The 14,784-nt window shown below is 58.6% G+C and carries 14 protein-coding genes; 5 read left to right on the plus strand and 9 right to left on the minus strand.

The features are described from left to right. Positions 1 to 84: 84 nt before the first annotated feature. Positions 85 to 492, minus strand: coding sequence for a PA2779 family protein (locus GFER_RS11205; RefSeq protein WP_052446312.1), 408 nt, complete (start codon positions 490 to 492; stop codon positions 85 to 87). Positions 493 to 647: 155 nt separating this feature from the next. Between GFER_RS11205 and GFER_RS11210 the strand changes: the two genes are divergently transcribed. Beyond that, entirely contained in the window at positions 648 to 1,547 is a 900-nt protein-coding gene (locus tag GFER_RS11210) for a DnaJ C-terminal domain-containing protein (protein ID WP_040099674.1), read from the plus strand. Between the two features lie 96 nt (positions 1,548 to 1,643). Here GFER_RS11210 and GFER_RS11215 read toward each other — a convergent pair whose 3' ends face one another. From GFER_RS11215 to GFER_RS11235, 5 genes are all read right to left on the minus strand, one after another. Further along, on the minus strand, positions 1,644 to 1,829 hold the full coding sequence (locus GFER_RS11215) for a hypothetical protein (RefSeq protein ID WP_040099676.1): 186 nt from the start codon (positions 1,827 to 1,829) through the stop codon (positions 1,644 to 1,646). Continuing rightward, positions 1,826 to 2,812, minus strand: coding sequence for a ferrochelatase (gene hemH, locus GFER_RS11220; RefSeq protein ID WP_040099678.1), 987 nt, complete (start codon positions 2,810 to 2,812; stop codon positions 1,826 to 1,828). Before hemH ends, GFER_RS11215 begins: the two co-directional genes overlap by 4 nt. A gap of 11 nt (positions 2,813 to 2,823) precedes the next feature. Beyond that, positions 2,824 to 3,852: a uroporphyrinogen decarboxylase gene (hemE, locus tag GFER_RS11225; protein WP_040099680.1), complete on the minus strand. Its 1,029-nt coding sequence runs from the start codon at positions 3,850 to 3,852 to the stop codon at positions 2,824 to 2,826. A 130-nt stretch (positions 3,853 to 3,982) separates the two neighbouring features. Then, positions 3,983 to 5,098, minus strand: a complete 1,116-nt coding sequence (locus tag GFER_RS11230) for a radical SAM/SPASM domain-containing protein (protein WP_040099684.1) — start codon at positions 5,096 to 5,098, stop codon at positions 3,983 to 3,985. A gap of 175 nt (positions 5,099 to 5,273) precedes the next feature. Then, positions 5,274 to 6,380, minus strand: coding sequence for an NAD(P)H-dependent flavin oxidoreductase (locus GFER_RS11235; RefSeq protein ID WP_040099686.1), 1,107 nt, complete (start codon positions 6,378 to 6,380; stop codon positions 5,274 to 5,276). Positions 6,381 to 6,516: 136 nt separating this feature from the next. Here GFER_RS11235 and GFER_RS11240 point away from each other — a divergent pair, with 136 nt between their 5' ends. Further along, the gene (locus GFER_RS11240; protein WP_082048040.1) at positions 6,517 to 7,464 is read left to right on the plus strand and encodes a sensor histidine kinase; all 948 of its coding nucleotides are present in this window, start codon (positions 6,517 to 6,519) and stop codon (positions 7,462 to 7,464) included. Beyond that, positions 7,461 to 8,174, plus strand: a complete 714-nt coding sequence (locus GFER_RS11245; protein ID WP_040099690.1) for a response regulator transcription factor — start codon at positions 7,461 to 7,463, stop codon at positions 8,172 to 8,174. Before GFER_RS11240 ends, GFER_RS11245 begins: the two co-directional genes overlap by 4 nt. Before the next feature lie 28 nt (positions 8,175 to 8,202). Here the strand turns inward: GFER_RS11245 and GFER_RS11250 are convergent, their stop codons facing one another. Further along, positions 8,203 to 8,877, minus strand: coding sequence for a nitrite/sulfite reductase domain-containing protein (locus tag GFER_RS11250; protein ID WP_040099693.1), 675 nt, complete (start codon positions 8,875 to 8,877; stop codon positions 8,203 to 8,205). A gap of 120 nt (positions 8,878 to 8,997) precedes the next feature. Next, positions 8,998 to 9,381 carry a response regulator gene (locus GFER_RS11255; RefSeq protein ID WP_040099695.1) on the minus strand — a complete coding sequence of 128 codons (384 nt, stop codon included), beginning with the start codon at positions 9,379 to 9,381 and terminating at the stop codon, positions 8,998 to 9,000. 328 nt (positions 9,382 to 9,709) lie between these two features. Here GFER_RS11255 and GFER_RS11260 point away from each other — a divergent pair, with 328 nt between their 5' ends. Further along, positions 9,710 to 10,696, plus strand: coding sequence for an NAD(P)H-quinone oxidoreductase (locus GFER_RS11260; RefSeq protein ID WP_040099697.1), 987 nt, complete (start codon positions 9,710 to 9,712; stop codon positions 10,694 to 10,696). Positions 10,697 to 10,773: 77 nt separating this feature from the next. On the opposite strand, the gene mltA is transcribed toward GFER_RS11260, so the two are convergent. Continuing rightward, a complete protein-coding gene (gene mltA, locus GFER_RS11265; RefSeq protein WP_082048042.1) occupies positions 10,774 to 11,916 on the minus strand; it encodes a murein transglycosylase A in 1,143 nt (380 codons plus the stop codon). A 215-nt stretch (positions 11,917 to 12,131) separates the two neighbouring features. Between mltA and GFER_RS11270 the strand changes: the two genes are divergently transcribed. Further along, a complete protein-coding gene (locus GFER_RS11270) occupies positions 12,132 to 14,714 on the plus strand; it encodes a PEP/pyruvate-binding domain-containing protein (RefSeq protein WP_040099700.1) in 2,583 nt (860 codons plus the stop codon). Positions 14,715 to 14,784: the final 70 nt, after the last annotated feature.

Below are 14,784 nucleotides of genomic sequence, written 5' to 3' on the forward strand. Positions count from 1 at the left end.
GGCGGAAACGCAGGCAAAGAGAACAATCAACAGACCGAGGGAGGCCCCCCTCAAAAAGACAGCAGAAAAAAACAATTTGAAACCTTATCTGATAATGACCTGCTTGTCGGTGAGTTTTAGAATGACGATGACCAGCAGAATGATGACCAGCACCGTAACAACCACACCCAGACCGTTACCGCCCTCGGCAAGATTATCCGTCAGCCCGGCGATCTGGTGGATCTGCTCATCGGAGAGCGTCGGCAATTTAGCGGCAATCTCCGCGCTGCTGAATCCATAATCGGCAAGGCGCTGAGCCACAACCTCCTGCTGCAAAACCTGACGCACTTTTTCCAAATCCGCCGCACGCTGCGAATAGGCTTCACCCGTGGAGAGGCGGCTTTCCATCAATCCGGCGTGGGTGTTGGTCGGTGCCAGGCACAACAGGGTGAAGGTAAACAACACCATCCAACAGATACGACTGTCAAGAATCCAGAGACGATGCATGTACATCTGTTTTCCTCCTTTATGATCAGTGACTTACATTTACATTTTCATTCTACCCGCGAGAACCGATTTAGCAAGGACAAAATCTCGCCGCTGCCTTGACGCTTGATCCGGGGGTCATTATATTTGCAACAGGCAAATGCCTCGGGGAGATTTTCATTATGGCCAAAGACTATTACGGTACACTCGGCATCAGCAAAAATGCTTCGGCCGAAGAAATCAAAAAGGCCTATCGCAAACTGGCCCTCAAATATCACCCCGACAAAAATCCCGGGGACAAAAAAGCCGAAGACAAATTCAAGGAGATCACGGAAGCCTACGCGGTTCTTTCCGATGCAGAGAAGCGCAAGCAGTACGACCAGTTCGGCGAGACTGGCTTTCATCAGCGTTACAGTCAGGAAGACATTTTCCGCGGCTTCGACGTCGGCGACATTTTCCGCGAGTTCGGCTTCGGCACCGAGGACATTTTCTCCCATCTGTTCGGTGGCGCCGGCCGCGGGGGCGTATCCGGCGCCGGCACCCGCGTAAGACCCCGTCCGCTCAAAGGCCAGGACTATTCCCTCAACGTCGCCTTACCCTTTCGCGAGGCGGTCAAAGGCGGCGAGCGCCGCATCGAGTTTCGGCAAAACGGCCAGACCCACGCCGTGCAGGTGCGCATCCCGCCGGGCGTGGAACCGGGCAGTCGCCTGCGCCTGGCCGGAAAGGGCGGCCCCAGCCCCTCCGGCGGACCTGCGGGCGATCTGTTTCTTCAAGTCGACGTCAGTCCCGATCCCCTGTTCAGCCGCGAAGGGCAGGATCTGCTGGTCAAGGTGCGGGTTCCTTTCAGCGGCGCCTGCCTTGGCACCACGGTGGAAGTCCCGACCCTGGAGGGGACAAAACGTGTCAAGGTGCCGGCCGGCATTCAGTCGGGGGCCAAAATACGCCTTAAGGGTTTCGGCGTTCCCGCCCACAAAAGCAGGCCGCAAGGAGATCTTTACGCGGTGATTGAAATTGCGGTACCTCAGGAGCTGAGCGACAAGCAGAAGGAACTTCTGGAGAAACTGAAAAAGGAAGGCTTATAGTAACTGCTCACCCTGGCGGGGGAGGAGGGGCTCGCGACAGCCCTGTGCTGAATAGTTAGGGTTTATAGAAATCGAGACCGGGCCAAGGCACAACGCTCAGGCGTTAAACTCCCGGCAGTACATCATTCCCAACAGCCCGCGGCTGCCCAGGCAGCGTGGGCAAAGCTCGCCCAGGTCATTCCACTCGCTCTGTTGGGCCATGAAAACACCGGCCTGCATGGCCGGGTCGTCGAGGGGCGTGGCGGGATCGAATTCCTGTTCGCAAACCTTGCAGCTTTTCATCGCCAGTTCTCCAGTTCGTTGCTCACCAGATCCGCCATCCCGGCAAGAAATTCAGGTTGCTCATTGAGAGACGGGCTGCGTTCGAAATGCACGATGCCTTGGGCGCGGGCATGCTCGCGGTATTCGATATCGATTTCATGCAGAGTTTCGATGTGATCGGAAACAAAGGAGATGGGCACCAAAAGCACCGCCGGGCGCCCTTCGGCAGCCAGTTGATCGATAACCTCGACGGTGTCCGGCTCCATCCATTTGACCGGCCCGCTTCGGCTTTGAAACCCCATTCGCCAGGAGCGGTTGCCGATGCGCTTCATCACCCCGCGCGCGGTATCGAGCACATGCTCGAGATAGGGGTCGCCGCGGTCGATGAATTTCTGCGGCAGAGCATGGGCGGAAAACAGGATCTGCACTTGCGGCCGCAGATCCTCGGAAAATTTTTCCAGTCCGGCACGCACGCACTGGGCCAGGGCATCGAGGTAGCCCGGCCAGTCGTACCATTGCTCGATGACGCGATATTTAAGAGCCGGATGCTTCGCCGCGGCGGCACGCTGGAAATCCTTGACGCTGCTGCCGGTGGTGGCACCCGTGTAATGCGGGTACATGGAGAGTACCACGGCCCGCTGAACACCGTCGGCAGCCATTTGCGCAAGCGTTTCGTCGGCCCGGGGATGCCAGTAGCGCATGGCCACATAGGGCCGATACGTAGCGCCCAGCCGCGCGGCAATTCCCTCCGCCTGGCGCTGCGTCCAGTGTAGCAGCGGCGTCTTGCCGCCGATGGCGCGGTAGTTTTCCACAACCTTTTTGGCGCGAAAATGGGAAATCAGCCGCGCAAAAGGCTTCTGCAACAGCGCCCCCAGGGGAAGCTGTATCAGGTCGCGGTCGGCAAAAAGGTTGTAGAGAAACGGCTTGACCGCCTCCAGCGAATCGGGACCGCCCATATTGAGCAGGACGATCCCGATGGGACTGCCGGGGTTCTCATCCTTCATGGTTCAGGCCTTCATCCTTTGGCGCTGAGCCGTTGCACGCACTCGACCATGAATTTGGCATGTTCAGGTGGTACGGTGGGCAGGATGCCGTGGCCGAGATTGAAGATGTGGCCGGGGCGGCCGTCGTTTTCGTCGAGGATGCGCTTTACCTCCCGCTCGATATGCTCAGGGGGTGCGTAGAGGATCGTGGGGTCGAGATTGCCCTGTACGGCCACCTCGGTACCGAGCAGGTTGCGCGCCTTGCCGAGACCTATGTGCCAGTCGAGACCGACCACGTCGGAGCCCGCGCGCTTGACCAGATCAAGCATGGTGCCGGCACCCTTGACAAAATGAATGATGGGTACCCCGGTGCGGTTGAGCCCCTCAATCAACTTGGTGGTGTAGGGCAGAATGTATTTTTCATAGTCACCGGGGGAGACGATGCCGCCCCAGGTGTCGAAAATCTGGATCGCCTGGGCACCGGCAGCAATCTGCGCGTTGAGATACTGGCGATCCATCTCGGTGATTTTTTCCATGAGCGATGCATAGGACTCAGGCGCAGAATACATCATGCGCTTGATCTGGGCAAAATCCTTGCTGCCCTTGCCTTCGACCATATAGCAGGCCAGAGTAAAGGGTGCGCCGCCGAAACCGATGAGAGGCACACGTCCTTCGAACTCACGGCGCAGAATGCGGATGGTTTCAAGCACGTAGGGAACATCTTCTTCCATCACCGGAATACGCAAGGCGTCGATGTCGGCCTGGGTCCGTACCGGACTCTCGAACACCGGACCGGGAGCGAAATCGAGCTTAAGGCCCATGGGTTCGACGGGAGTGAGGATATCGGAAAACAAAATGGCCGCATCGGCGCCGAGATAATCAATGGGCTGGATGGTGACCTCGGCGGCCAACTCGGGTGTTTTGCACAGTTCAAGAAAGCTCACCTTGGAGCGCACCGCCATGTACTGGGGAAGGTAGCGCCCAGCCTGGCGCATGAGCCACACCGGCGTACGATCAACGGGCTCGCCCCAGCAGGCCTTGAGAAAGCGATAATCAGACATGGAATAACCTCCTTGAAAATCCTAAAAAATTCAAAAACGACAGGATTAACGGGATCGACAGGATAGCGAAAAGCAATCCAACCCTATTTTCATGCCCTTATCCTGTGAATCCTGTCAACAATGTTTTTATTTATTTTGACGCCAGTTCGGCCGCTTCTTTTTCCAGGCGCTTGCGGGTCCGCGGCGGCAGATAGCTGCAGAAGGGCTCCTCCTGCATGTAGTCGCCGTAAACCGCATCGGCACGCGCCCGGCAACCACCGCAAACATTGATGAATTCGCATTCGCCGCACTTGCCTTTGTACTTTTTGTTGTCACGCAGGTCGTTGAAAACCCTCGAATTGAACCAGAGTTCCTTGAAAGGCACCTGTTTGACGTTGCCCACCGACGAATGGAAATAGCTACATGGCTTGAGATTGCCGAAGCAGTCGATGAGGCAGATGGTCTGGGCGGCGATGCAACCCTTGCCACCGCCGGTGGAGAAGGTCAGAGAGCGGCGCTGAAAATCCACTCCTTCGGCCTTGGCCATCTGCGGAACGATACGGTAATAGTGCGGCGCGCAGGTCGGGCGCATGAGGATATCGTCCTCGGCGCGCTCCTGCTGATAATGCCACTTGAGAATCTCTTCGTAATCATCCCCGGAGATCAACTCGCTCATGATCTCCTCGCCACGCCCAGTCGGCACGATCATGAACATGTACCAGGCCGTGGCACCGAGACTCTTGGCCAGCTTGAAGGTGGCGCCGATGTCCTGCTGGTTGCGCTTGGTAAAGGAGGAATTGATGAGAAACTTGATGCCGTTGCGGCGCATGGTTTCAGCGGCGCGTACCACGCCTTCGAAAGCGCCGGGACAGTTGCGGAAATTGTCGTGAATCTCGGCCGTCGAGCCATCCAGAGAGAGGGACACCATCTTGATGTCGGCTTCCTTCATTTTGGCGCATACGGCATCGTCGATGAGGGTGCCGTTGGTCGCCATGCACATGCGCAGCCCCTTGCCCGTCCCGTAGCGGGCGATATCCCAGATATCCGCGCGCAGCAGCGGCTCACCTCCGGACAGTACCATGACCGGCTTGCTCACCGCGCAGATATCGTCGATAAGCTTATAGGCCTCTTCCGTGGTAAAATCCCCTTCGGAGGACTGCATGTCCGAGGAACAACGGCAATGAACGCAACTCAGATTGCAGCGCTGGGTGGTTTCCCAGGCAATCCATTTGGGGATAAACTCTTCTTGGGTCTTTGCAGCAGCCATGCGTTCTCCTTTTAAAAACAGATGCCGGAGACAGCGTCCGACACAAGTGGGAACTTTACCCCATACCAAGGCAAAATGGCAAGGATTAAGCCTTTCTATGTTCCTTAATGTCAAAAGGGACGAACCTTGCGGTCCGTCCCCTTAATATCCATTCGCTGAGGCCTGAGCCTGCTTTTCAACCGTTGGCCGCTTGCTCCGAACCCTCAGCCGGCACACTTACGGCCAGGTCGAAAAGTTCATTGAAAATCGCCTGCACCGTGGTGATGCGGTCGGCCTTCCAGGCATTGGTGCCGCAAAAAACCAGGCCGGTGTCGACGTCGCCACGCTGGGCACGATCCAGAGCGTGGACGATGCAGAAGCGTTCCTGCCCTTCTTTATAAGTGCATTTCTTGAGGCAGCCCGAAGGGCAAATCACGCCGTGGTCGAGATCGCGCTGCCGGACGTTGTCGATATTGGCGCGAATCGCTCGTCCGGGCAAACCGGCGGGGCTCATGACCAGGCCGATATCCTCGGACCGGCAGTTGAGATAGGCCTGCTTGTAGGCAAGGTCGGCATCGCATTCTTCGGTGCACACGAAACGACTCGCCATCTGCACGCCGTCGGCGCCCTGTTCCAGGGCATGGAGCACATCTGCGCGGTCCCAGATGCCGCCGGCGGCAATCACCGGCACTTCGGCATCGAAAGCTTCGCGGAAATAAGCCTTGACGCCCCGCACCGTGGCATACTGGTCGTACTGTCCGGTACCGATGTTCTCCAGCTTCTCGCCCAAGTGACCGCCGGCGGTATCGGGATCTTCCACCACGACCGCATCGGGCAGCCGATCAAAACTCTTCTTCCATTTGCGGGCGATCAGCTGCGCCGCCTTAAGAGATGAGACGATGGGCACCAGAGCCACATCGGGGTAGTCGGCGGTCAGTGCCGGCAGGTTGAGCGGCAAGCCGGCGCCGCAGACGATGACTTTTGCACCGGCTTCGCAGGAAATCCGCACCAGATCATCGAAATCGCTCACCGCGACCATGCAATTGGTGCCGACCACGCCGTCGGGAGCGATTTCGTAGGCCTTGCGGATTTCGTCGCGCAGGGCCTGGGCATTGGCGGGGAAATAATTGTTTTCCTGGTAATAGGAGCTATTGATCCCGATGCCCGCGGTGGCGACGATGCCGACGCCGCCGCAACGGGCCACATGACCGGCGAGGCTGCCGCCGGAAACGCGCACACCCATCCCGCCCTGTAATAGAGGATAGGGAACGGTGTGCTTGCCGATGGTCAGGGATTTAGTCATTGCGATTCCTCGATCAATGGTTTTAAGATAAGACTTTCCATATGTTAGCAGACATTTTCCGCTAGCGTATGTAATATTTACGTAAAAGCAATCCATGCACTCGGGCAACCCCTTATTTAGCGAGTACCGACCTGTAATGAAATTCTGGCGCAAGCTCTTCAATCCCTTCATCGCCTTGGTTGCCATTCAGCTCGCCTGGCTGCTGGTGGTGCTGGTGTGGATCCGCTGGTTCGTCAGCAGCCACCAGAGACTGCGTGAACTGGCGGAGAAATACAGCCCGGAACTGCTGCACGGCACCATCGACTGGGTACTTCTGGCTGAAGGATTGGTATTGCTGGTGCTGATCCTCGGCGGCGTCTATGTGATCTTCATCTACTGGCGTCGTCAGGCGGCGCTGTACCGCGAGCAGAAAAAATTCATCTCCCAGGTGACCCACGAGCTGAAATCACCGCTGGCTTCCCTGCAACTGCATCTGGAAACAATCCGCCTGCGCCACCCCTCTCCCGAGCAGCTGGAGGGCTTTGTTTCGACCATGCTCGCCGATACCCAGCGCCTCCATGGACTCATCAACAACCTGCTCACCGCCAACCGCCTGGAGCTCAAAGCGCCGCGTCTGGCCTTGCGCAAGGCTGATCTTTCGGTTTTTATCAGAAAGTATTTCGATCAGCAGGGTCCGACCTTGCCGCCCGACACACGCCTGAACCTGGAATTGCAGGAGGGTCTGGTCAGCCGCTTTGAAGCCGAATCCCTGGAAGTTGTGCTGCGCAATCTGTTGGAAAATGCTCTGTTTTACAGCGATCCTCCAGCAGACATCAGTGTCCGATTGAGCGGCGACAAACATCACTGCCGGCTCATCATCAGCGATAGGGGACGCGGACTTGCGCCGCAGGAGCAAAAAAAGGTCTTTCGCATCTTCTACCGCGCAAACCGCGGCAGCGAAAGGGTGCCGGGCACGGGCCTCGGACTCTTTATCGCGCGCGCCATCATCCGCCGCCACCGCGGCAAAATCTGGCTCAACAGCCCGGGCCCCGGCCAGGGAACCAGCGTCCACATCCAGTTGCCGCGTGTCCTGGAGAACCTATGAGCAAGCAAGAGTCGCCACCCTACCGCATCCTGCTCGTCGAGGATGAACGCCACATCGCCCAAGGCCTGGTGTTCAATCTGCGACACGAAGGATATGTCGTCACCCATGTAGAAACGGGCGAGCAGGCACTGCTCGCTTTGGACCAGGCGCCCTACGATTTGCTGGTCCTTGACCTGATGCTTCCCGGGATCTCGGGACTTGAGGTCTGCCGCCTCTGTCGCGAGATCTACCCTCACCTTGCGATCCTCATACTGACCGCTCTGGGCGATGAGCGCGACCGCATTGCCGGACTGGCTGAAGGCGCCGACGATTATCTTACCAAGCCTTTCAATCTTGAGGAATTCCTCTTGCGGGTCAAAGCCATCCTGCGCCGGGTGGAGCGCAAGCACGGAGACAGCATCCAAGCGCGCATCTACGCCTTCGGCGACAACCAGGTGGATTTGCAGGGCGCCCAGGCGCAAACGCTGCATGGCACCATTGATCTGACCGAACTGGAAGTGAAAATGCTGGAGATGTTTTTCGCACGGGAAAAAGAATTGGTCACGCGACAGGAATTATTGCAGAAGGTCTGGGGCATGGCGCCCGATACGGAGACCCGCACCCTGGATAATTTCATCGTGCGGCTGCGCAAATACTTCGAAAAAAACCCCGCCCGCCCCGTGCACTTTCGCACCGTGCGCGGGCGGGGTTATCGTTTTTTTCGTGAGTAAGGGCGCCGCATTCTGCACCCATTAGGGATCAGGCGTTAAAATCGCGCAGCACCTCTTCGCGAAACGCATCAATTCCCATCTCCTCGACAAACTTACCGAGGCGGCAACGCCGATTCTGCTTTTTGAACCAGTTGACGATGTGATCCACCAGAGCCAGGGCCTCTTCATCCGTGGGCACCTGCTCCACCAGTTTGTGGGAGAGGCGCGGTTGAGCGCCGCCGTTGCCCCCGACCATGACATTCCAGCCCTTGGGCGTGCCGATCAGCGCCACGTCTTTGATGCAGCCTTCCCCGCAGTCATTGATGCAGCCGGATACGCCCATCTTGAACTTCCACGGCAACTCCATGCCGTGATACCTTTCATCCATCTCCAGCCCCACCTTCACGGAATCCTGCTGCCCGCGCTTGCAGTAGGTTGTGCCGGGACAAATCTTGACCGAGCGGATGCACAGGCCGATGGCGGCGCCAGGTTTTTCGCCGAGTTGTTCCCACATGTTGTCGATATGTTTCTCGTCGAACCCGACAATGGCGATACGCTGGGCGCTGGTGATTTTGAGCGCCTGGGCCTGGAACATTTCCGCAACTTCGGCGATTTTCCGCAACTGGGCGGGGCTGGTGATCCCTCCCGGAATATGGGGGGCAATGGCATAGGTTTCCTTATCGCGCTGAATGATCGCGCCTTTTTCAAGAATATCTTTTTTCATGAAACATCTCCTGAGGGGCTGGGAGTAAACGTTGAATTGGCGAAATCGCAGAGGAGCTGCCAAAGCTGCCGCCCGGCGACTCTGCAGGAAGAGGAATTATTGAGAAAATTGCTTCGTCTGTCAACCTTTGGCGGGCGTGGTGTCGAGAAGCCGCTCGACTTTGGTCAGCAAATCTCTCAGCTTAAAGGGCTTGGCGAGATAGTCGTCGACTCCCGCCGCGAACGCCTTGGTGCGTTCGGGCTTCTGATCGTTGGCGGTGAGCATGATGATGGGACAGTCCCGGTTTTCGGGCTGGGCGCGCAAGACCCTGACGGCGTCAAAGCCATCCATGCCGCCGGGCATCATAATATCCATGATAATCAGATCGGGACGCTTGGTGCGCGCCAGTTCTATGCCTGCTTCGCCGCTCTCGGCATGCAGGACCTTAACTCCACGGGTTTCAAGAGTCATTTCGACCAGCCTGCGCACGGGCAATTGATCGTCGACAACCAGAACTTTTTTCATGCGCCCCTCCCTCGCATTCAATTGTCTGTAAATTAATATCATAATTGTGCGCTTCCCGCACCTCGGCACGGGATTTTTCCAGTTGCATGCCCCGCAGGATACCCTATAATCGACAACTATGTTTTAAATCGGTGAAACGACGCAGCTGCAGCACTCAATTGCAGCGCAGAATATGACGATTGAGTGCCGCGGTGAATGTCTGAGCCGCAGGCGAGTTTTTGCCCCAAGCGCTGCCGTCGCGGCCGGCATTGCACTTGAACAGTTGCAGATCAACCACCCTTAGAGCGCAGCGACACGACAAACCGGCTGCGCAAGGAGGACCAAATTTATGAAAGCTGTTTTACTTGATGGTTTTGGTGGCGTTGACGTACTTAAGGTCGGCGAGGCGGATCGCCCATCCCCCAAAGAGGGAGAGGTTCTGATCAAGGTCGTCGCCACCTCCATCAACCGCCCCGACCTGGTGCAGCGCGAGGGAAAATATCCGCCCCCGCCGGGTGATTCGGAAATTCTCGGACTGGAAGTTGCGGGCACCATTGAAGAAATCGGGTCCGGCGTGAACGGCTGGAAGAAGGGTGAGCGGGTCATGACCCTGGTCGGCGGCGGCGGCTACGCCGAATACGCCGTGGCCTATGCCAGCCACCTTATGCGCATTCCCGAGAGCCTGAGCTTTGAAGAGGCGGCATGCGTGTGCGAATCCTACATCACCGCTTTTCTCAACGTCTTTATGCTCGGAGAATTGCGTGACGGCCAAACCGCCATCCTGCATGGCGGCGGAGGCGGGGTGAACACCGCCGGCATTCAACTGTCCAAGGCACTTACCCCGGCCACAAAGTTGATAATCACCGCGCATCCCAGCAAAATGGAACGCGTCAAGGAATTGGGGGCGGATCTGGTCATTGATTTTACCCAGACGCCCGACTTCACCGACGTCGTCAAGGAGTTCACCAGCAAGAAAGGCGTCAACCTGATTCTCGACCACGTCGGCGCCAAGTACCTGGCGCCCAACATGAATTCGCTGGGCTACACCGGCCGTCTGGTGATTATCGGGGTGATCAGCGGCATCAAGGCCGAACTCAATCTGGCACTGATGATGGTCAAACGCCAGCAGATCATCGGCTCGGTGTTGCGCTCGCGCCCCGTTGCCGAAAAAGCGGAGATCGTCGCTGAATTCACCCGCCGCGCCCTGCCCAAATTCGCCGATCGCAGCATTGTGCCCATTATCGAAAAAGTCTTTCCCCTTGATCAGGTGGTGGAAGCACACCGCATGATGGAAGAAGACCGTCACTTCGGCAAGATCGTCCTGAAGATCCAATAACCAGAACCGCACACCTATTGAAAAAAAACGCCCGCCGCGGACCCTGTGCGCGGCGGGCGTTTTTCATCGGGGAACCCTCAGTCGCCCGCACCGGCCGTGCGTGGCAGCAGCACCCACATTTGTCCCTGTTGGCGCATGCGCCCTGCATAATGGCCGCCTTCCTCGCCCAATCCCCAGTAAAAATCGGCCCGCACTTCACCCTTGATGGCGCCACCGGTATCCTGCGCACCCATCAACCGCCGCAGCGCTCGCTCCTCCATGGGCCAGGCGGTGGCCAGAAAAACCGGCGCCCCCAGAGGCACGAACCGCGGATCGACAGCCAGACTGTAACGCGGTGTCAGCGGAACTCCCAGGGCGCCGGGGGGATTTTCCACCTCGCCCGGCAATTCGCGGAAAAAGATATAGCGTGGATTCTCGTTGAGCAGTGGCTGGGTGCTCTCGGGATTGTCGCGCGCCCAGGCGCGGATATTCTGCATGGACATCTGGTCGCGGGTCATGGCGCCGCGCTCCAGAAGCAAACGGCCGATGGATGTATAAGGATGACCGTTCATGTCGGCGTAGTTGACCATGATCCCCTCGCCGCTTTCAAGATGGATGCGCCCCGAGCCCTGAATATGCAGAAAGAAAAGCTCCACGGGATCGTCCACCCAGAATAGTTCACGACCCGCCAGCGCGCCCTTGCCCGCCTCGATTTCGGCGCGCGTGTAATAGGGCACGACGCGACGCCCCTCGACCCGGCCACGCAGCTGATAGTCGCTCAAGGCAGGGTGTAGGTCACGCATGTCGATTCTCAGCATGTCGTCGGGCGGCCCATATAAAGGCCAGGCGTAGCGCTGCGATGGCGTGCGACTGCCGCGCAGATTGGGCACATAATAGCCGGTAATCAAGCCGGAGGAGTCGCCGTCGGGTTTTTGCAGCCGGTGCGGCAAAAAATGGGTGTGAAAAAATCGCAGCACCGCCGTGCGGTCCCCGCCATCGATCTCCGCAGCCGCCGCGCATACGTCTCGCCAGGGTTCGCGGCCACCGATGGCCCGGCAACTATTGCGGAACACCTCGAAACCCGGGCGCGGGTCACCTTCCGCCCAGCCTTCCAGACGGTCATAGGTGGTGACTTCGCGCACCGCCCGTGGCTCCGTGGGCGCGATGTCGGCCGGTGCATGCAGGCACCCGCCGAGCAGACCGAGCAGGCCGGAAATCACTATCCATCGCTGAAAAAACATGTTCAACCCTCCTGGTGCGAATTGTCGCACAGCTTAACATTTTTCACGGCCCGCCGCCCACTGAATCCGGCCCAGGAGTCGCGCAAAAATCCTTGTCCCGCCAAGGTGCCCATGTTATAAGCCAATGACCAGAGCGACAGGCAAAACCCCCGAAATAATGACCATTTTTTCACCAATTGCGCGGCCTTCCGAGGACCGCCGGCGAAGGAGGTTGCATGACTGCCGAAAAAGTGAGCACAGGCTTGCCTGCCCTTGACGAGGTTCTTGATGGTCTGCGTCTTGGCGACAATGTGGTGTTGAATGTCGACGATATCGAAGAATATCGGCTTTTCGTCACCCCCTACGTCAAAAGCGCCCTCGCCGCAGGGCGGCCGGTGCTCTACATGCGCTTCGGCAGCCACGCTCCCTTGCTGGAACCGCAAGACGGCCTTATCATCCACGAACTTGATCCACGTGCGGGGTTTGAGTCCTTCGCCGTGCGCATCCATAACCTGATCACCAACGCGGGACGCGGCACTTTCTATGTCTTTGATTCCCTGTCCGACTTGCAGTCGGCCTGGGGCACCGACCAGATGGTGGGTAACTTTTTCTGGGTAACCTGTCCCTATCTCTTCGAGCTCGACACCATTGCCTATTTTGCCCTGATTCGTGACCGTCATTCCCTGAAAACCCTTGCGCGTATCCGCGACACCACCCAGGTTCTGCTCGACGTGCTGAGCGATGATGGGCGCATTCACGTTCACCCTCTCAAAGTCTGGCAGCGCCACAGCCCGACCATGTTTCTGCCGCACCTCATGGAGGATGAGCGCTTTATCCCCTTGGCCGACAGCTACCACGCCACCCGCCTGCTCAGCCGTTGCGCGCCGTCAACACCCGACACGGCCCGCCGCCACCTCGACCACTGGTACCGGCTGTTCCTGCAAGCCGAAGAGTTGGCCGAAACCGAAGCCGACAGCGAGCAATACGGCGACATGGTGCGCCACCTGTGCCGCCACATGATGGGCCAGGACGAGCGTATGCTGGCCCTGGCGCGCGAGAATTTTTCACTCGACGACCTGCTGGCCGTCAAAGGGCGCATGATCGGCACCGGCTTCATCGGCGGCAAGGCGGTGGGCATGCTGCTGGCGCGCGACATCCTGCTGCGTGACACCGAATTCGACTGGTCCGCGCACCTGGAGCCCCATGATTCCTTTTTTGTCGGCTCCAATGTCTATTACACCTACATTGTGCATAACGGGCTCTGGCCCCTTTACGTCCGCCAGAAAACCCCCGAGGGCTACTTTGAGGCTGCCGCCGAATTGCGCGCCAAGATGCTCGAAGGCAGCTTTCCCGACGAGATCCGCGCCGGGTTCCAGCAGATGCTTGAATACTTCGGCCAGTATCCCATCATCGTACGCTCCAGTTCCCTGCTCGAAGATGGTTTTGGCAATGCCTTTGCCGGTAAGTACGACAGCTTTTTCTGCGTCAACCAGGGCAGTCCCGAGCAACGCTTGACCCAGTTCGAGGACGCCGTGCGGCGCATCTACGCCAGCGCCATGAGCGAAGACGCCCTCGCCTACCGCCGCCAGCGTGGCCTGGAACACCTCGACGAACAAATGGCACTGCTCACCCAGCGTGTATCGGGCACCTATCGCGGACACTGGTATTTTCCCGAACTGGCCGGGGTCGGCGTGTCCTACAACACCTTCGTATGGGACAAGGACATGGATCCACGTGCCGGCATGCTGCGGCTGGTGCTGGGCCTGGGCACGCGTGCCGTCGACCGGGTCGAGGGCGACTATCCGCGCCTGGTGGCCCTGGATGCGCCCCTCAAGCGTCCCCACAAAGGCTTCGAGGATGCACGGCGCTTTCTCCAGCGCGATGTGGACCTGCTCGACATCAACAGCAATTCTCTGGAGACCCTGCCGCTGCTCAAGCTGGCCAACAGCGACACCGGATTGCCCCTCGACCTGTTCGCCACGCGCGACGAGGAAATCACCCGCAGGCTGGAAGAACGTGGCCGCAAGGGACAAAAGGCCTGGCTGCTGACCTTTGATCAACTGCTTTCAGAAACGCCCTTCTGCGAAGTAATGCAGCGGCTGCTCAAAACCCTGGAAAAGGCTTACGACTATCCCGTGGACGTGGAATTCACCGTCAACTTCAGCGCCGGCGAGCCGCCGCGCATCAACGTTGTTCAGTGCCGGCCTTTGCAGACCCGCGGCGAGCGCCAACGGGTTGAGGTCCCCGACCATCAGGATGATCGCGAGGTGCTGTTACGCAGCGAGGGCAACTTCATGGGCGGCAATGTCAGCCTGCCCCTGCGACAGATCATCTGGGTCGATGCCGCAGGCTACAGCCGCCTGCCCCTGAGCGACAAGTACGAGGTTGCGCGCCTGGTCGGCCGCCTCAACCGCCGCATCAGCCGCGAGCAAGAGCCGACTCTGCTCATGGGTCCGGGCCGCTGGGGCAGCAGCACTCCGGCTTTGGGCGTGCCCATCTCCTTTGCCGAGATCAACAACATGGCGGCCCTGGCCGAAGTCGCATTCAGCAGCGAGGGTCTGATGCCCGAGCTTTCCTTCGGCTCGCATTTCTTTCAGGATCTGGTGGAAGCCGACATCTTCTACCTGGCGTTGTTTCCCGAAGCGCGCAATGTCTTTTTCAACCGCAACTGGGTGGAAAATCAGCCCAATGCCCTCGAAGGCATGATGCCGGCGAGCAGTCGCTTCAAGAGCGTGGTCAAAATCATTCGCCTCGATCAACAGCCCCTGCAACTTCTGGCCGACGTGGTCAGCCAGCGTCTGGTATGCACACTGCCCTGAGCATAGCGCTCGCACCAACGCAAAAAGCCCGGCCGATCGGCCGGGCTTTTTGCGTTGGTGCGATGACGGA

The sequence above is a fragment of the Geoalkalibacter ferrihydriticus DSM 17813 genome (genome assembly GCF_000820505.1).
Taxonomy (GTDB): domain Bacteria; phylum Desulfobacterota; class Desulfuromonadia; order Desulfuromonadales; family Geoalkalibacteraceae; genus Geoalkalibacter; species Geoalkalibacter ferrihydriticus.